Annotated in this window: 15 protein-coding genes and 1 rRNA gene; 10 read left to right on the forward strand and 6 right to left on the reverse strand. The window is 68.4% G+C overall.

Features of this window, described 5'->3' with window-relative positions:
• Nucleotides 1-76: 76 nt before the first annotated feature.
• Nucleotides 77-193 (forward strand): 5S ribosomal RNA (gene rrf / locus ACQ4LY_RS08000).
• 113 nt (nucleotides 194-306) lie between these two features.
• On the opposite strand, the gene ACQ4LY_RS08005 is transcribed toward rrf, so the two are convergent.
• Complete coding sequence (locus ACQ4LY_RS08005) at nucleotides 307-1,083, reverse strand: IclR family transcriptional regulator (RefSeq protein ID WP_431075486.1); 777 nt, start codon at nucleotides 1,081-1,083, stop codon at nucleotides 307-309.
• Between the two features lie 52 nt (nucleotides 1,084-1,135).
• On the opposite strand from ACQ4LY_RS08005, the gene hutH reads away from it, so the two are divergent.
• Genes hutH through ACQ4LY_RS08025 form a run of 4 tightly spaced genes read left to right on the forward strand, consistent with a single transcriptional unit; the run spans nucleotide 1,136 to nucleotide 6,494 of the window.
• On the forward strand, nucleotides 1,136-2,677 hold the full coding sequence (gene hutH, locus ACQ4LY_RS08010; RefSeq protein ID WP_431075487.1) for a histidine ammonia-lyase: 1,542 nt from the start codon (nucleotides 1,136-1,138) through the stop codon (nucleotides 2,675-2,677).
• Nucleotides 2,670-4,367 (forward strand): urocanate hydratase, encoded by a 1,698-nt coding sequence (gene hutU / locus ACQ4LY_RS08015; protein ID WP_431075488.1) that lies wholly within the window; start codon nucleotides 2,670-2,672, stop codon nucleotides 4,365-4,367. Before hutH ends, hutU begins: the two co-directional genes overlap by 8 nt.
• Nucleotides 4,364-5,608 carry an imidazolonepropionase gene (gene hutI / locus ACQ4LY_RS08020; protein ID WP_431075489.1) on the forward strand — a complete coding sequence of 415 codons (1,245 nt, stop codon included), beginning with the start codon at nucleotides 4,364-4,366 and terminating at the stop codon, nucleotides 5,606-5,608. The genes hutU and hutI overlap by 4 nt, the downstream gene beginning before the upstream one ends.
• Nucleotides 5,589-6,494: an arginase family protein gene (locus tag ACQ4LY_RS08025; protein ID WP_431075490.1), complete on the forward strand. Its 906-nt coding sequence runs from the start codon at nucleotides 5,589-5,591 to the stop codon at nucleotides 6,492-6,494. Before hutI ends, ACQ4LY_RS08025 begins: the two co-directional genes overlap by 20 nt.
• Nucleotides 6,495-6,525: 31 nt before the next feature.
• On the opposite strand, the gene cls is transcribed toward ACQ4LY_RS08025, so the two are convergent.
• Nucleotides 6,526-7,986, reverse strand: a complete 1,461-nt coding sequence (cls, locus tag ACQ4LY_RS08030; protein ID WP_431075491.1) for a cardiolipin synthase — start codon at nucleotides 7,984-7,986, stop codon at nucleotides 6,526-6,528.
• 134 nt (nucleotides 7,987-8,120) lie between these two features.
• The gene (locus ACQ4LY_RS08035; protein WP_431075492.1) at nucleotides 8,121-8,942 is read right to left on the reverse strand and encodes an SDR family NAD(P)-dependent oxidoreductase; all 822 of its coding nucleotides are present in this window, start codon (nucleotides 8,940-8,942) and stop codon (nucleotides 8,121-8,123) included.
• A 58-nt stretch (nucleotides 8,943-9,000) separates the two neighbouring features.
• On the opposite strand from ACQ4LY_RS08035, the gene ACQ4LY_RS08040 reads away from it, so the two are divergent.
• Nucleotides 9,001-9,549: a TetR/AcrR family transcriptional regulator gene (locus tag ACQ4LY_RS08040; protein ID WP_431075493.1), complete on the forward strand. Its 549-nt coding sequence runs from the start codon at nucleotides 9,001-9,003 to the stop codon at nucleotides 9,547-9,549.
• A 12-nt stretch (nucleotides 9,550-9,561) separates the two neighbouring features.
• Here ACQ4LY_RS08040 and ACQ4LY_RS08045 read toward each other — a convergent pair whose 3' ends face one another.
• Both ACQ4LY_RS08045 and ACQ4LY_RS08050 read right to left on the reverse strand, forming a co-directional pair.
• Nucleotides 9,562-10,158, reverse strand: a complete 597-nt coding sequence (locus ACQ4LY_RS08045) for a hypothetical protein (protein ID WP_431075495.1) — start codon at nucleotides 10,156-10,158, stop codon at nucleotides 9,562-9,564.
• 65 nt (nucleotides 10,159-10,223) lie between these two features.
• Nucleotides 10,224-11,501, reverse strand: a complete 1,278-nt coding sequence (locus ACQ4LY_RS08050) for a DUF445 domain-containing protein (RefSeq protein ID WP_431075497.1) — start codon at nucleotides 11,499-11,501, stop codon at nucleotides 10,224-10,226.
• 34 nt (nucleotides 11,502-11,535) lie between these two features.
• Between ACQ4LY_RS08050 and ACQ4LY_RS08055 the strand changes: the two genes are divergently transcribed.
• Complete coding sequence (locus ACQ4LY_RS08055) at nucleotides 11,536-11,808, forward strand: metal-sensitive transcriptional regulator (protein WP_056517673.1); 273 nt, start codon at nucleotides 11,536-11,538, stop codon at nucleotides 11,806-11,808.
• Nucleotides 11,809-11,835: 27 nt separating this feature from the next.
• Here ACQ4LY_RS08055 and ACQ4LY_RS08060 read toward each other — a convergent pair whose 3' ends face one another.
• A complete protein-coding gene (locus ACQ4LY_RS08060) occupies nucleotides 11,836-13,383 on the reverse strand; it encodes an amino acid permease (protein ID WP_431075498.1) in 1,548 nt (515 codons plus the stop codon).
• Between the two features lie 156 nt (nucleotides 13,384-13,539).
• Here ACQ4LY_RS08060 and ACQ4LY_RS08065 point away from each other — a divergent pair, with 156 nt between their 5' ends.
• The 3 genes from ACQ4LY_RS08065 to ACQ4LY_RS08075 are packed head-to-tail and all read left to right on the forward strand — an operon-like array spanning nucleotide 13,540 to nucleotide 16,983.
• Entirely contained in the window at nucleotides 13,540-14,895 is a 1,356-nt protein-coding gene (locus ACQ4LY_RS08065) for a glutamine synthetase family protein (RefSeq protein WP_431075499.1), read from the forward strand.
• Entirely contained in the window at nucleotides 14,876-15,628 is a 753-nt protein-coding gene (locus ACQ4LY_RS08070) for a gamma-glutamyl-gamma-aminobutyrate hydrolase family protein (RefSeq protein ID WP_431075500.1), read from the forward strand. Before ACQ4LY_RS08065 ends, ACQ4LY_RS08070 begins: the two co-directional genes overlap by 20 nt.
• On the forward strand, nucleotides 15,625-16,983 hold the full coding sequence (locus ACQ4LY_RS08075) for an aldehyde dehydrogenase family protein (protein WP_431075501.1): 1,359 nt from the start codon (nucleotides 15,625-15,627) through the stop codon (nucleotides 16,981-16,983). The genes ACQ4LY_RS08070 and ACQ4LY_RS08075 overlap by 4 nt, the downstream gene beginning before the upstream one ends.
• The last annotated feature ends 41 nt before the right edge of the window (nucleotides 16,984-17,024 follow it).

Consider the following 17,024-nt stretch of genomic DNA (forward strand, 5'->3'; position numbering starts at 1 on the left):
AGTGGTTCTCGATGTACGGTCGAGAACCGCATGACAATGACTTTGTTATGTGTTTTGATTGAAACATCTATAGTGTTTCGGCGGCCATAGCGTGAGGGAAACGCCCGGTTACATTCCGAACCCGGAAGCTAAGCCTCACAGCGCCGATGGTACTGCAGGGGGGACCTTGTGGGAGAGTAGGACACCGCCGGACTTCTTTTAAACAGAAAAGCCACCCAATGTTGGGTGGCTTTTCTGCGTTAACGTGCGTTCCCACGCCGACCTGTAAGCCCGAGGGCTGCACACACCGCAGGCCGGACTCTCGGGTCAGCGTTTCAGGCGGGACTCGAGCACCGCGGCCGTTTCGATGACGGCATCCGCGAGCGTGCGCTCGTCGAGCTCGCCGCCCGCCCAGGTCACCGCGACTGCGGCGACGGGCCAGCCCGCGTGATCGCGGACGACGGCGCCGACGCTGCGCAGTCCGTCTGCCACCTCGCTGTCCTCGGTCGCGTAGCCGCGTTCCCTCACTGTGCGCAGCAGCTCACGCAACTCGCTCGGCTTTCGCGGACCGAGTCCCGTGCGATCCGGGAATGCGGACGCACTCGGGTACAGCGCTCGCACCTGCTCGCGGGGGAGCGCCGCGAGCATGGCCCGCCCCGAGGCGGTGAGGTGCGCGGGAAGGCGGACGCCGACATCCGTGACGAGAGCCTGCCTCCGTGGCGCGCGTTCCTCGACGATGTAGAGCACGTCGCCGCCGCTCATCACCGCCAGGTGCGTGCTCTCGCCGAGACGATCCGAGAGAGCGGCGACGAGTGGCCGCCCGATCCGCGCGAGCGGTTGCTGTCGGGCGTATCCGCCCGCGAGCTCGAACGCCGAGGTGCCCAGGCCCCAGCGTCGATCCTCTTTCATGTGCAGCACGAAGCCGTGCGCCGCGAGGGTGGTGAGCAGGTGGTACACGGTCGACCGAGGCAGCTCGAGCTCGCGCGCGATCGCCGACGCAGCGACGGGTGCTGGTCGCCCCGCCAGATAGCTCAGGATCCGCAGGGTGTTCTGGGCCGCCGGCACCTGAGCGACGGTCTCTACTTTGTCTGGGATCACAGACACAGGATCCCACGATCACCTGTCGCACGCGACCCGTCGGGTGTGGAATCGACACATGAGCGAACTGCCCTCCGTCCTCGTCGGCGATGCCCCCCTGAGCCACGCCGATGTCGTCGCGGTCGCCCGACACGGCGCCCCGGTCACGATCAGCTCCGCAGCGCTCCTGCGGGTCGCCGAGACCCGGCATGTCATCGACGGACTCGCGGCCGACCCGCACCCGCACTACGGGGTGTCCACCGGTTTCGGCGCACTCGCCACGACCTTCATCGCCCCCGATCGCCGCCTGCAGCTGCAGGCGAGCCTGATCCGCTCGCACGCGGCCGGCACCGGCGCAGAGGTCGAGCGCGAGGTCGTGCGCGGCCTCCAGCTTCTCCGGCTGCAGACGCTCTCCTCCGGCCGCACGGGCGTACGACCCGTCGTGGTCGAGACGTACGCGGGTCTGCTCAACGCGGGGATCACCCCGGTCGTGCGCGAGTACGGCTCGCTCGGATGCTCCGGCGATCTCGCCCCGCTCGCCCACATCGCGCTCGCGACGATGGGCGAGGGCGACGTCCGCGACGCGGAGGGAACGCTGATGCCGGCATCCGATGCTCTGGTCGCCGCCGACATCGAGCCGCTCACGCTGGTCGAGAAGGAGGGCCTCGCCCTCATCAACGGCACCGACGGGATGCTCGGGATGCTCGTGCTGGCGCTGCACGATCTCGAGACTCTGCTGATCACCGCCGACATGGCCGCAGCGATGTCGGTCGAGTCGCAGCTCGGCACGGACGCCGTCTTCGCGGCAGACCTCATGGCGCTGCGCCCGCAGGCGGGGCAGGCCGTCTCCGCAGCGCATCTGCGGTCGTTCCTCGGAGACTCGCCGATCGTGCACAGCCACAAGGGCCCGGAGGACGGCCGCGTGCAGGACGCCTACTCGCTGCGCTGCTCGCCGCAGGTGCACGGAACCGCGCGCGACACCCTGGGCTACGCGTCGATGATCGCCGATCGAGAGCTTGCGAGCGTGATCGACAACCCCGTGATCACCGTCGACGGCCGCATCGAGTCCAACGGAAACTTCCACGGAGCGCCGGTCGCTGCTGTCCTGGACTTCCTCGCGATCTCGGTCGCCGATGTCGCCTCGATCTCGGAGCGTCGTACCGACCGCGCGCTCGACCCCGCGCGCAACCACGGCCTTCCGCCCTTCCTCGCCGATGAGGTCGGTGTCGATTCGGGGCTGATGATCGCACAGTACGCCGCGGCGGGAATCGTGTCGGAGCTCAAGCGCCTCGCCGTTCCGGCATCCGTCGACTCCATCCCGTCGTCGGCCATGCAGGAGGACCACGTGTCGATGGGGTGGGCGGCGGCTCGCAAGCTCCGCCGCGCGATCGACGGACTGGGTCGCGTGCTCGCGATCGAGATCCTCACCGGCGCCCGCGCCCTCGATCTTCGCGCGCCACTGCAGGCGGGTCCTGCGACCGGCGCCGTGCGCGATCTCGTCCGGACCGTCGCGGCGGGTCCCGGACCCGACCGCTTCCTCTCACCAGACATGGAGGCCGTGACCGCACTCGTGCAGTCCGGCGCCGTCGCCCGCATCGCAAAGGAGCACGCGAATGACTGACACCACGACCCCCGAATCGACCGCGACGTCGAACACCACCGCGGCAGGGCCACGCACGGTCCGCGCCGCCCGCGGCAACCAGCGCACCGCCAAGAGCTGGGGTGCGGAGGCAGCCAAGCGGATGCTCATGAACAACCTCGATCCCGAGGTCGCCGAGCACCCTGAAGACCTCGTGGTGTACGGCGGCACCGGGAAGGCCGCTCGCAGCTGGGAGGCGTACGACGCGATCGTCCGCACCCTCGACGAACTGGAACCCGACGAGACTCTGCTCGTGCAGTCGGGAAAGCCGGTCGGTGTCTTCCGCACGCACGAGTGGGCACCTCGCGTGCTCATCGCCAACTCGAACCTCGTGGGCGATTGGGCGACCTGGCCCGAGTTCCGCAAGCTCGAAGAGCTCGGTCTGATCATGTACGGCCAGATGACCGCCGGCTCGTGGATCTACATCGGAACCCAGGGCATTCTGCAGGGCACCTACGAGACCTTCTCGGCCGTCGCCCGCTCGCTCGACCGGGACTCGCTCAAGGGCACGCTGACCCTCACCGGCGGAGCCGGTGGCATGGGTGGTGCGCAGCCGCTCGCAGTGACGCTCAATGACGGAGTCGTGCTGATCGTCGACGTCGACGAGTCGCGCCTCGCACGCCGGGTGCAGCACGGATACCTCGACGAGTACACGACCGACCTCGACGCGGCCGTCGCCCGGGTCGTCGCAGCGAAGCAGGCCGGCGAGGCGCTCTCGGTCGGCGTGGTCGGCAACGCCGCAGAGATCTTCCCCGAGCTGCTGCGTCGGGGCGTGCCGATCGACATCGTCACCGACCAGACCAGCGCTCACGATCCGCTCGCATACCTGCCGATCGGCATCTCGGTCGCCGAGTGGAAGGCCGAGGCCGAACGGGATGCCGAGGAGTTCACCCGCCGCTCTCGCGAGTCGATGGCGCAGCACGTGTCGGCGATGGTCGCGTTCCAGGATGCCGGGGCCGCTGTCTTCGACTACGGCAACTCGATCCGCGCCGAGGCGCAGCTGGGCGGCTTCGACCGCGCATTCGAGTTCCCCGGCTTCGTGCCGGCGTACATCCGGCCGCAGTTCGAAGAGGGCCGTGGGCCCTTCCGCTGGGCAGCTCTCTCGGGCGACCCCGAGGACATCTACAAGACCGATCGCGCGATCGCCGAGCTCTTCCCCGACGACAAGGCCCTGCACCGGTGGCTCGAGAAGGCGGGCGAGAAGGTTCACTTCGAAGGGCTGCCCGCGCGTATCTGCTGGCTCGGATACAAGGAGCGCCACCTCGCCGGCCTCAAGTTCAATGAGATGGTCGCATCGGGTGAGCTGTCGGCGCCGATCGTGATCGGCCGGGATCACCTCGACTCCGGCTCCGTCGCGTCGCCGTACCGCGAGACCGAGGCCATGAAAGACGGCTCTGACGCCATCGCCGACTGGCCGCTGCTGAACGCCCTGCTCAACACGGCATCCGGCGCCTCGTGGGTGTCGCTTCACCACGGTGGCGGAGTCGGCATCGGACGCTCGATCCACGCCGGCCAGGTCAGCGTCGCGGACGGCTCGGCGCTGGCCGCCGAGAAGCTCGAACGCGTGCTGACCAACGACCCCGGCACCGGAGTCATGCGCCACGTCGACGCAGGATACGAGCATGCTCGCGACATCGCTCGCGAGCGCGGCCTGAAGGTGCCGATGCTGTGAGCACCTCGCTGATCACGAACATCGGAGAGCTGACGACCAACGTCGGCTCGACCGAGGGAGACCGTTTCGGCACGTTGCACGATGCAGCCGTGCTGATCGACGGCGGACGGATCGCCTGGGTGGGCTCGGCGGATGCCGCGCCCCCGGCCGCACCTGGTGCCGACGAGATCATCGACGCCGGTGGTCGTGCGGTCATCCCCGGGTTCGTCGACAGCCACAGCCACCTCGTGTTCGGCGGAGACCGTGCCTCCGAGTTCGAGGCGCGGATGGCGGGGCAGAAGTACGCCGCGGGTGGTATCCGCTCGACCGTCGCCGCGACGCGAGCGGCGAGTGACGACGAGCTGAGCGCCCGCCTGCGCGGATTCCTCGACGAGATGCTCGCGCAGGGCACCACCACGGTCGAGATCAAGAGCGGATACGGGCTCAGCGTCGCGGATGAGGAGCGTCTCGTGCGACTCGCCGCGGAGGTCACGCCGGAGGTCACGTTCCTCGGGGCGCACGTCGTGCCGGCCGAGTACGCCGACCGCGCCGACGAGTACGTCGACCTGGTGACGGGCCCGATGCTCGACGCCTGTGCTCCGCATGCGAGATGGATCGACGTGTTCTGCGAGACCGGCGCCTTCTCGGTCGAGCAGTCGCGGCGCGTGCTCGAAGCCGGTGTCGCGAAGGGGCTCATGCCCCGAGTGCACGCGAGCCAGCTCGGCCCGGGCGACGGGGTGCGCCTCGCCGTCGAGCTCGGCGCCGCCTCCGTCGATCACGGCACCTACCTGACCGACGACGACATCGCGGCACTGGTCGGCTCGGACACGGTGCTCACACTGCTGCCCGGCGTGGAGTTCTCGACCAGGCAGCCGTATCCCGATGCGCGACGACTGATCGACGCGGGCGTCACCGTGGCGATCGCATGCGACACGAACCCTGGTTCGAGCTTCACCTCCTCCATGCCGTTCTGCATCGCGATCGCGGTGCGCGACATGGGCATGACCCCCGCCGAGGCGGTATGGGCGGCGACCGCCGGGGGAGCACGGGCGCTGCGACGCGACGACGTCGGTGTGATCGCGGTGGGAGCCCGCGCAGACCTCGTGCTGTTGAAAGCACCGACGCGCATCCATCTCGCGTATCGGCCGGGAGTGCCGCTCGTCGAGCAGGTGTGGAAGGACGGAGTCGCGGTCTTCGCGGCGCCGTCGAAGGCACGAGGAACGACTTCAGGAACGGAGAACCATGGCTCTCTCGCACGATGACCTCTGGCCGCGCGCCGGTTCCTGGCCCGCTTTCGCCGCCGGAGACGATGCGGATGCGGTGCTGCTCGGCGTTCCGACCTGGCGCACCTCGCTGTCGCCGACCGGCGCGCATGCGACGCCCGCGGCGATCCGGGAGGCGCTGACCCGGTACAGCGCGACGCTCATGGGCCCGCCGATGGTGGATCTCGGTGAGGCGCTGCGCGTACTCGACGCCGGGGATGTGGCCGAGCCCGACGGCGAGGACGGCATCGCGGCGAGCGTCGCGCGCGTGCACGAGCTCGCTGAATCAGCCCGTCTCGTGATCGCCCTCGGGGGCGACAACGCGCTGACCTACCCGGTCGCGCGAGGAGCGGGGGCCACCGGGCTGATCACGATCGATGCGCATTTCGACCTGCGCGACGGCATCTCGAACGGGTCGCCCGTGCGGCGATTGATCGAGGACGCCCCCGACGGCGAGCGGATCGACCCGACCCGGATCGTCCAGATCGGCATCGCGGACTTCGCCAACTCCGCCGCCTATGCGGCGCGCGCCGCGGAGTGGGGCATCCGGGTGATCACCCTCGACGAGGTGCGGCGCCGCGGGACCGATGACGTGGTCGCCGAGGCGACGCGCATCGCGGGAGCCGGCGCCGCCGCCCGCATCCATCTCGATGTCGATGTCGACGCCGCCGATCGAGCCGCAGCGCCCGGGTGCCCGGCGAGCGTTCCCGGCGGTTTCGCCGCGTGGGAGCTGCGCGCGCTCGTCCGCTCGATCGTCACGGATCCGCGCGTGGTCAGTGCGGACATCGCCGAGGTCGACGCGACCGCCGACACCGACGACATGCGCACCGTCAGGCTCGCTGCCCTCTGCGTGATCGAGATGCTCGCGGCACTCGCCACGCGCTAACTCGGAGCACCGCCGAGACGATCCTCCCGGCTCAGTTCAGCGCCGACGTCAACCGGAACATGCCATCGAGGAAGGTCGACTTGGCGGGCTCGCGGAGCCACTCCTCGAGCGTCAGTTCTCGACCGGCCGTGCGGTACTTCTGCTCGACCGCGCGCATCTGCGCGACGAACGATTCGCCACGCACAAGCAGCGACATCTCCGAGTTCAGACTGAAGGATCGGATATCCATGTTGCTCGAGCCGATCACGGCGATGTCGTCGTCGATCGAGAAGTGCTTGGCGTGCAGGATGTATGGCGCCGGGTACAGGAAGATGCGCACTCCTGCACGCAGAAGCGTCTCGTAGTACGAGCGCTGCGCGTGGTAGACCATGGCCTGGTCGCCGAGCTCTGAGACGAACAGCTGTACGTCGAGTCCTCGCTGGCATGCCGAGGTGATCGCATAGACCATCGCCTCATCCGGCACGAAGTACGGGCTCGTGAGGATGACCTTCTCCGTGGCGCCGTGGATGAGTGCGAGGAACATCCGCAGGTTGTTCTCCGTGCCGTATGCCGGACCGCTCGGCACCATCTGGCAGTGCAGGTCGGCGGACGCAGGCTTCGGGACGACGGAGGCCGGAACCCGCTCGACCTCGGACAGATCCTCACCGGTTTCGATCAGCCAGTCGGACAGGAACACAGCATCGACCTGGGCGACGACCGGCCCTTCGACCCGAGACACCAACTCCTGCCACATCAATCCGCGTTTGATGTTCTTCTCGGCGTTGTAGTCGCGGGAGATGAGGTTCTGCGAGCCGACGAATCCGATGGTCCCGTCGACGACCACGAGCTTACGGTGGTTACGCAGATCGGGGCGTTGGTACTCGCCTTTGAGAGGCCGCACCGGGAGCATCCACGACCACGTCACCCCGATGCGGTCGAGTTCGGCGAAGGTCTCCTCCGACCTCACGATCTTTCGCGATGCGATGTAGTCGGCCAGGACACGCACCGTGACACCCCGCGCGACCGCACGCTCCATCGCTGTGAAGAACCCCTGGGTCGTCGCATCCCGCGCGGCGATGTAGAACTCGACGTGCACATACCGGTCAGCGGTGTCGATGGCCGCCGCCATCGCATCGATGGACTCCTGATAGTCGTCGATCAGCTGCGCCGCAGAGTCGCCGACCACCGGCAGCCCGGTGAGCGCGTGATTCTGCTGTGCGACACGCTGCAGCCATCGCGGGGCCTGCGCGTCCGCCTGATCGACCGCGCGGTCGGAGATCATCGCCGTGATGCGCTGCTGCTCGTCGCGGCGCTTCTTCGGAAGCCGGAAGTTGCCGATCAACAGGTACAGCGCCATGCCGGCGAAGGGGAGCAGGAACACCAGAAGCAGCCATGCCATCGCCGCGGTGGGTTTGCGGTCCCGCGGGATGTAGATCAGCGCGAGCACGTTGATGGCGAAAGCAGCGACGGCGAGCAGCGTCCAGATCACATTCGCGGAGAGCAGCGAGTCCATGCGTACTCCTTCGAGGGATGCCGGCATCCCGCGCGCAGTGTGTGGCACGGAGCCGATGCGGGCACGGTATCAGAGCGCGCCCGCCGGGGGACGGTCGCGCTCGCCCTGACCGGGTGACCGGTCAGGGCGGAGAGTCACCCGGCCGTGAACCGCGGATCGCGGGAGTAGTCCTGCATCCGACGATCGAGCGCTGCGGCGACTTGTCCGGGTGCGTCATCGCCGACGAGCACCCGGAGGCGTGGGTCGTCGGTGGCGGAGATGTGCGCGAGGATCGCGGCCGCGGCATCCTCCGGTCTCGTGCCGCCGGCCGACTCGCCCTGGGGCCACGGAACCTCGGCTGTGCCGAAGAGCTCGGTCCGCTGGGCGTCGTAGACGGACGCGGGGGAGCTGAACCGCATGCTCGCACCCGCCCACTCCGTGTCGAGCGAGCCTGGCTCGATCAGGGAGACGCGGATGCCGAACCTCGCGACTTCCGCGGCCATCGCCTCACTGAAGGCTTCCAGCCCCCACTTCGCGGAGTTGTAGAGACCGAGCGTCGGCATCGTGCCGACGGCACCGACCGTGGAGATCTGCACGATGTGCCCGCCTCCCTGTCGGCGCATGATCGGGATCGCGGCCTGGCTCAGCCAGAGCGGGCCGAGCAGATTGGTGTCGACGATCGTTCGCGCATCCTCTTCCGACGCCTCTTCGATTGCGCCGATCAGGCCGTAGCCGGCATTGTTCACGAGCACGTCGATGCGCCCGTGGTCTTGGGCGACCTGCATGATGGTCGACCGCGCGGCGTCGCGATCGCGGACGTCGAGGGTCGCTACCGTCAGTCGGTCGTCATCGGGCAGAGTGTGTGCGCCTCTGACGGTGGCCACGACTGTATGCCCGGCCGAGAGGGCGACCTCGGTGAGCGCTCGACCCAGGCCTCGACCCGCGCCGGTGATGACCCATGTCTGTGGTGATGTCACGAGGCGATCGTACCTGGAACTGGACGCTCCGTCTCGTTTGCTGGGGTAAGTTCTGAGTATGGCCCGCGAGAAGACCCGAACCAAGGTGCACGCCGCCGTCGTGGCGCTGGCTCGAGACCAGAGAGTGGGCGCTGTCACGATGGAGGGTATCGCCGCGCGAGCGGGGGTGAGCAAGCAGACTCTCTACCGGTCGTGGTCGTCGACCGGCGAGATCCTCTTCGATGCACTCCTGACGCGCAGCACCGATGAGGACGGCAGTGTCGTCGTGCCGAACTCGGGCGATCTCGCGGGCGATCTCCGAGCGCTGGGGGTCGGGATGATCGCCGAGCTGACGGACCCCGACCACGAGCGACTCCTGCGAGCCGTCACTGCCGAGCTCCAATCCGACGAAGAACTCGCCACCCAGTTCCGCGAGCTGCTGATGGCACCCCAGTTGCGCGCCATCTCGCACCGGCTGAACGATGCGGGCGTGCCCGCACCGGACGACGTCGCAGAGCTGTTCGTCGGAGCGATCTTCCACCGATGGCTGCTGCGCAGTCGCCCGTTCCGCTCGGAGTGGATCGCAGCCCACGTGGAGCGCACGCTTGCGGGTGCTGTCCTCGGGTAGCGCCGCACTCGCTCATGACAGGCGCGCGGGGGAGTTCCGGTTCTCGGCGGTGAGCCCGCGGACGACGGCTGCGGCGAGCAGTCCCACGGCAGGGACGAGGTTGAGGCTCAACCCGGGCTGCAGAATCGTCGCGACGACCAGCAACACGCTCGCGACGATCCCCCCAGCTCGGGAGAGCCGCCCCGCAGGTGCGAGGCTGAGCAGAGCGATCGCCATACCGACTGCGCTGATCAGCGCAGCAGGACCGATCGCCTGCCCCCAGTACGCCGCCCCGGTCATCGGAGCGTACTCATCCTGAACGAGCGTCATCGACCCGTGCCAGGTCACTCCGAGTATCCACGCGGTGGACAGGGCCGCGAGAAGCACGAGAGCCAGTCGTGCCGGTCGATCGCGACGGATGGTCAGGGCCAGGAGAGAGCCGGCGAGCACGAGGGTGATCCACATGATGCCGAGAGTGCCTCCGATGCCGAGGTAGCCGATCCCGTCGCTGCAGTTCCAGCTGCCCGCTCCCTCCGAGCCGGGTGGCTGCACGCCGCAGAGGAGATGCAACTGCTCTCGTACGAGCTCCAGCGTCGAGCCGCCGAGGAAGAAGGCGATCACGCCGCTCACGAGCACGCTCGATGCGGCGGCGATCCTGCGCCCGAACCGCCCACCCGCCCGACGGATGCCGGACGTCAGACCCCGGGGATCAGCAGATGCGCGATCGTGAAGATGGCGAGGCCGGCGAGGGCGCCGACGAATGTGCCGTTCAGGCGGATGTACTGCAGGTCTCGGCCGACCATGAGCTCGATCTTCTCGGTCGTCTCGACCGGGTCCCAGCGCTCGACGGTGTCGGTGATGATCGACGCGATGTCGTGGCGGTAGCGGTCGACGAGGAACACGGCGGCATCCGACACCCACGTGTCGACGCGGTGCTGCAGTGCGGCATCCGTCGTCAGTCTCGCGCCGATCTCCTGCAGAGCCTGCGCCGCGCGCACCCGCAGCCCGCTCTCTGGCTCGGCGAGGGCGGTGAGCAGTCCGTTCTTGGCGGTGTTCCACGCCTCGGCCGCGAGGGCGCCCACGCGGGGGCTGTCGAACAGCGACGATTTCGCGTTCTCGAGCTTCGCCCTGGTCTCCGGGTCGTTCTGCAGACTGTCGGCGAGGCGGGCGAGGTAGCCGTCGACGGCGATGCGGGCAGGATGCTTCGGGTCGGCCTGCACGGCGCGCACGAACTTGACCGCCTCGTTGTAGGCGGTGTCGTCGACGAACCGGTGCGCGAGCTTCGGCACCCACCCGGGGAGCCGCCGCGAGATGAGCCCCGAGAACGACTCGGCGTTGGCATCCAGCCATCGGGCAATGCTGTCGGCTGCGAGGTCGACCGCTCCGTGGTGGGCATCCGCCTCGACGATCTTCTCGAGCCAGGCTCCGGCCGGCGGACCCCATTCGGGCGAGACGAGGTGCTCGCGGGCGAGGTCGGTGATGAGGTCGCGCACGTCGTCGTCGCTCAGGGCGTTGAGCACGGCGGTCGCGATCGTCGCTCCCTCGGCGCCGACACGTTCGGCGTGGGCCGGCTCGCGCAGCCATTCGCCGGCGCGCTTCGCGATGGCGGTGCTGGCGAGCTTGGTGCGCACGACGCTGGCCTCGAGGAAGTTCGTCTCGACGAACTCGCCGAGCGTCCGGCCGATCTCGTCCTTGCGATTCGGGATGATCGCGGTGTGCGGAATCGGCAGGCCCAACGGCCTGCGGAAGAGCGCCGTCACGGCGAACCAGTCGGCGAGAGCACCCACCATGCCGCCCTCGGCGGCAGCACGCACGTAGCCCAGCCACGGCTGCCGCTCCTGGAACGCGAACGCGATCACGAACACGATCGCCATGAAGATCAGGGCGCCGAGAGCCACTGCCTTCATGCGCCGCAGAGCGCGAAGTCGTACCTGGTCTGCGGGCGACAGAAGCGCCATCGGGGTTCGCGGCATGACGTCATCCTTTCACGCGGGATACCCTCGAAGCGTGATCGAAGACATCAAGAAGCGTGCCCTGCACCGCACCAGCATCCTCGAGGGTCAGATGCGCGGCGTCGCGCGGATGATCGAGAACGAGGAGTACTGCATGGACATCATCACGCAGTCCCGTGCGATCCAGCGCTCACTGGAGTCGTTGAACCGTCTGCTGCTCGAGAATCATCTGCGCACGCACGTGACGCACATGTTCGACGAGGGCGGGGAGGAGCGCGACAAGGCTGTCGCCGAGCTTCTCAAGGCGTTCGACTTCGACCGCAAGTAGGGTCGAGCCGGTCGCGCTCCTCTCGCGTCACCGCTTTCCGTCGAAGACCTCGCCCTCCATGGCGTCGTAGCCCTCGGCCTGCGGGTCGCCGTGGGAGCCGCCCGACAGCGCGTACTCCTCCTCAGGCGAGAGCACGAGGCGGTGCCGGAAGAACAGGCCGAAGCCGAGCAGGATGATCGCGTAGACGATCGCGATGGCGATGATCGCCGGACCGAACGTCGGGTTCAGTAGGAAGCCCACGAAGATCAGGGCGGCGATCACGAGCGCGATGACCGCACCGGGGATCCCCCACGGGCTGACGTAGGGGCGATCGACGTTCGGGAACTTCTTGCGCAGGATGATGAACGACACGAGCTGCAGACCATAGGCGACGACGGCGCCCCAGACGGCGATGTTCAGCACGATCGCGCCGGCCACGGTGCCCGCACCCTCGGAGTCGACGGCGGTGAGCACGTCGAGCACGATCAGGGCGATGAAGCCGATGGCGGCACCCACAGTGAGGGCCACCCAGGGCGTCTGGCGCTTGCCCGTGAGCGAGAGGAAGCGCGGGTAGTACCCGGCCCTCGACAGCGAGTACATGTTGCGGCCGTAGGCGAACATGATGCCCTGCAACGAGGCGAGCAGGCCGATGAGGGCGAACAGGGCGAGCACGGCGGCGAGCTGGTCGCCCACGATCGCGCGGAAGCCGTCGAGCAGAGGTTCGCCCGCGGTGCCGGTGGCCTCGGCGCCGATGACACCGGTGTTGAGGAACAGCACGAGGAGTCCGGTGACGATGAGCGTTCCGCGGGCCCAGAAGCCCGCCTTCGGGATGTCGCGGGTCGGGTTGTGCGACTCCTCCGCGGCGAGCGGCAGCTCCTCGATGCCGAGGAAGAACCACATCGCGAACGGCAGTGCGAACAGGATCGGTAGGACGCCGTGCGGGAGGAATGCGGTCTGGCCCTCGTCGGGGACGATGTCCCACAGGGCATCCCACGAGAACGCGCCCGAGAAGATCGCCATGGCGGAGAACACCAGGATGATGCCGATCGAGATCACCGAGACGACGATCGCGAAGCGGAAGGAGATCGCGGCACCCGCGGAGTTCAGGGCGATGAAGACGACGTAGAGGATGAGGTACCAGACCCAGCCGGGAAGCTCGAGGCCGAGCAGCTCACTCGTGATCCCGTTGGCATACGACGCCGAGAAGTAGACGATCACCGCCGTGGTGGCGACGTACTCGATGGTCTCGGCGGCGCCGGTGACGAGTCCGCCCCACGGACCCATGGCCGAGCGGGCGAAGGAGTACGCGCCTCCGGTGTGCGGCATCGCGGCCGCCATCTCGCCGATCGCGAAGATCATGCCGTAGTACATGGCCACGAGGATGGCGAAGGCGATGAGCATCCCGCCGAAGCCCGCGAAGTCGATGCCGAAGTTCCAGCCTGAGAAGTCTCCCGAGATCACCGCGGCGACCGCGAGACCCCACAGGCCCCAGACTCCGGCCGATCTCTTCAGCGTGCGTTTCTCGAAATAGTCACTCCCGGCGCGTGTATAGGTCGCTCCGGCGACCTTGCGGGATTCATTGCTCTGCTGGGACATCCGCTCTCCGTTCGCATGCGTGCAGGCGCCGGGTGCACCTTGCGGACGATTGTGACAGTCAATGGTGGTTTCGTCTACCTTTAAACGTCGAGGTGATCTACTCTGAGGGCGAAGCCGGTCGGCCGATCGCTTCACCGCACGAGAACGGAGCGTCAGATGTCGGGCAACCTGAGCATCGAACAGCTGGATGCCGGCATCGCCGCCGGCGAGATCGACACGGTGATCGTGGCCTTCGCGGATGCGCAGGGGCGACTGGTCGGCAAACGCGTGTCGGCGCGGCTGTTCCAGGAGGACATCCTGGCTCACGGGGCCGAGGCCTGCGACTACCTGCTGTCGGTCGACGTCGACATGAACACGGTCGACGGCTATGCGATGTCGGGGTGGGATCGAGGCTACGGCGACATGGTCCTCAAGCCCGACGTCGAGACCATGCGCAACATCCCCTGGCTCGACGGCACGGCATTGGTCATGGCTGACCTCGTCTGGCAGAACGGCGAGCCGGTCGGACCCTCGCCCCGCGCGATCCTCGACCGGCAGCGCGACCGTCTCGCCGAGCGCGGATGGACCGCCTACTCGGGCACGGAGCTCGAGTTCATCGTCTTCGACAACACCTACCGCGACGCCTGGGCGCGCAAGTACGAGGGTCTGACGCCCGCGACGGATTACAACGTCGACTACAACCTGCTCGCCTCGACGCGTATGGAGCCGCTGCTGCGAGACATTCGCAACAGCATGGACGGCGCAGGGCTCTACTGCGAGGGTGTGAAGGGCGAATGCAACTTCGGTCAGCAGGAGATCGCATTCCGCTATGCGGAGGTGCGAGAGACCGCCGACCAGCACGCGATCTACAAGAACGGGGCGAAGGAGATCGCCGAGCAGCACGGCCAGGCGCTCACCTTCATGGCCAAGTTCAATGAGCGCGAGGGCAACAGCTGCCACATCCACCTGTCGCTGCGCGACGAGTCGGGTACTCCGGTGATGGCGGGAGACGGCGAGCACGGCTTCAGCCCGGTGATGGAGCACTGGATCGCCGGCATCCTCGCCACGCTCCGCGAGTTCACCCTGCTGCTCGCGCCGAACATCAACTCGTACAAGCGCTTCGCCAAGGGCAGCTTCGCCCCGACGGGAGTGGCGTGGGGCATCGACAACCGCACGTGCGCACTGCGCGTGGTCGGATCGGGCTCGGGTCTGCGCGTCGAGAACCGCGTGCCCGGGGGAGACGTGAACCCCTACCTCGCCATCTCGGCGATCATCGCGGGCGGCCTGTACGGCATCGAGAACGAGCTGCCGCTGCCCGAGCGCTTCACCGGCAACGCCTACGAGGACGCGGTCGACCATCTGCCGACGACCCTGCGCGAGGCGGCGAAGCTCTTCAGCGAATCGACCGTCGCGAGGGCGGCGTTCGGCGACGACGTGGTCGAGCACTATCTGAACCAGGCACGCATCGAGGTGGAAGCCTACGACGCGGCCGTCACCGACTGGGAGCGCATCCGTGGCTTCGAGCGCCTCTGACCCCGCGCCGCTGATCGGCGTCACCACCTACCTCGAGCGGGCGCAGCAGGGGGTGTGGGATGTGCGGGCGGCGTTCCTGCCCGAGCAGTACCTCACGAGCGTGACCTCGGTCGGCGGCATCGCGCTGCTTCTCCCGCCGCAGGATCCGGATGCTGCGGATGCCGCCATCTCGGGCATGGACGGCCTCGTGCTCTCCGGCGGCGCCGACGTCGCCCCCGAGCTGTACGGCGAGGACCGGCATCCGCTCACCGACCCCGCCAGGGTCGACCGCGACGCGTGGGAGATCGCCCTGTTCCAGGCGGCGGAGCGCCGCGGCATCCCGGTGCTCGCGATCTGCCGTGGTCTGCAGCTCGTGAATGTCGCCCGCGGCGGCACCCTGCAGCAGCATCTGCCCGAATCGCTCGGCACCGAGAAGTACCGCATCGGCGGGGGTGTCTTCGCCGAGAACGACGTCGAGGTGTCGACCGAGACGCCACTCGCCGAGATCATCGGCGAGACCGGGATGCGGGTGCACAGCTACCACCACCAGGGCGTCGATCGCCTGGGCGAGGGTCTCGTCGCAGCAGCGCACTCCGACGACGGACTCGTACAGGCCTTCGTCGACACCTCGGCCGGCCACATCGTCGGCGTCCAATGGCACCCCGAGGAGAACGCCGAAGACCGGCGGCTCTTCACCGATCTCGTCTCACAGGCCCGTGCGTTCGCCGCACGGCGGAAGGAGGACGCCCGATGAGCGCGTTCACAGTCATCAACCCGTCGACCGGCTCGGCCATCCGCGAGATCGCGCGGGCTGACATCGGAGAGACGGATGCCGCGATCGCCCGCGCCGTGGTCGCCCAGCGGCGATGGGCTGCCCTCGCCCCGGTCGCTCGAGCCGATGCGCTGCGTGCGTTCGCACGCACGGTCGAGGCCGCCGCGGAAGAGCTCGCGCAGCTCGAGGTTCTGAACTCCGGGCATCCGATCGGCTCCGCGCGCTGGGAAGCCGGCCACGTCGCCCAGGTGCTCAACTACTACTCGGCCGACCCCGAAAGGCTCTCGGGTCGGCAGATCCCGGTGGCCGGCGGACTCGATGTCACCTTCCACGACCCGTACGGCGTGGTCGGAGTCATCGTGCCGTGGAACTTCCCCATGACGATCGCGGCGTGGGCGTTCGCGCCGGCGCTCGCCGCAGGCAACGCGGTGGTGCTGAAGCCGGCCGAGCTCACGCCTCTCACGGCCATGCGCCTCGGCGAGCTCGCCCTCGAAGCGGGCCTTCCCGAAGGGCTCTTCGAGGTCGTCACAGGCTCCGGTTCGGTGGTCGGGCAGCGGCTCGTCGAGCATCCGGACGTCCGAAAGGTCGTGTTCACCGGATCGACCGAGGTCGGCATCGAGGTCGCCGCCGGATGCGCCAGGGCGCTCAAGCCGGTCACCCTCGAGCTCGGCGGCAAGAGCGCCAACATCGTCTTCGCGGATGCCGACCTCGAGAAGGCCGTCGCGGCGGTTCCGGGGTCGGTGTTCGACAACGCGGGGCAGGACTGCTGCGCCCGCAGCCGACTGCTCGTGCAGCGATCGGTCTACGACCGGGTCCTCGAACTGCTCGAGCCCGCTGTCGCCGCCTGGAGGGTGGGCGACCCGTCGAGCGCCGACACCGATATGGGCCCGCTCATCTCTGCCGCGCACCGCGACACCGTGTCGGGGTTCCTCGACGACGCGAACATCGCCTTCCGCGGGAGCGCACCCGAGGGCGACGGCTTCTGGTTCGCCCCCGCCGTGGTGCTCGCCGATCCCTCTGACCGGATCGCACAGCAGGAGGTGTTCGGCCCGGTCGTCGCGGTCATGCCGTTCGATGACGAAGCCGACGCGATCCGTCTCGCGAACGACACCGCCTACGGTCTCGCCGGATCGATCTGGACCGAGAGCCTCGGCCGCGCCGTGCGCGTCTCGCGCGGCGTGCAGAGCGGCGTGCTGTCGGTGAATTCGCACTCCTCGGTGCGCTACGCGACGCCGTTCGGTGGCATGAAGGCCTCGGGCCTCGGGCGGGAGCTCGGACCGGACGCCGCCGAGCACTTCACCGAGACGAAGAACGTCTTCTTCGCGACCGACGACTGATCACGCCCACAGATTCCCGCATCCCCACCCTGCAACGGAGA

This window comes from Microbacterium phyllosphaerae (assembly GCF_050628115.1).
GTDB classification, from domain to species: domain Bacteria; phylum Actinomycetota; class Actinomycetes; order Actinomycetales; family Microbacteriaceae; genus Microbacterium; species Microbacterium phyllosphaerae_A.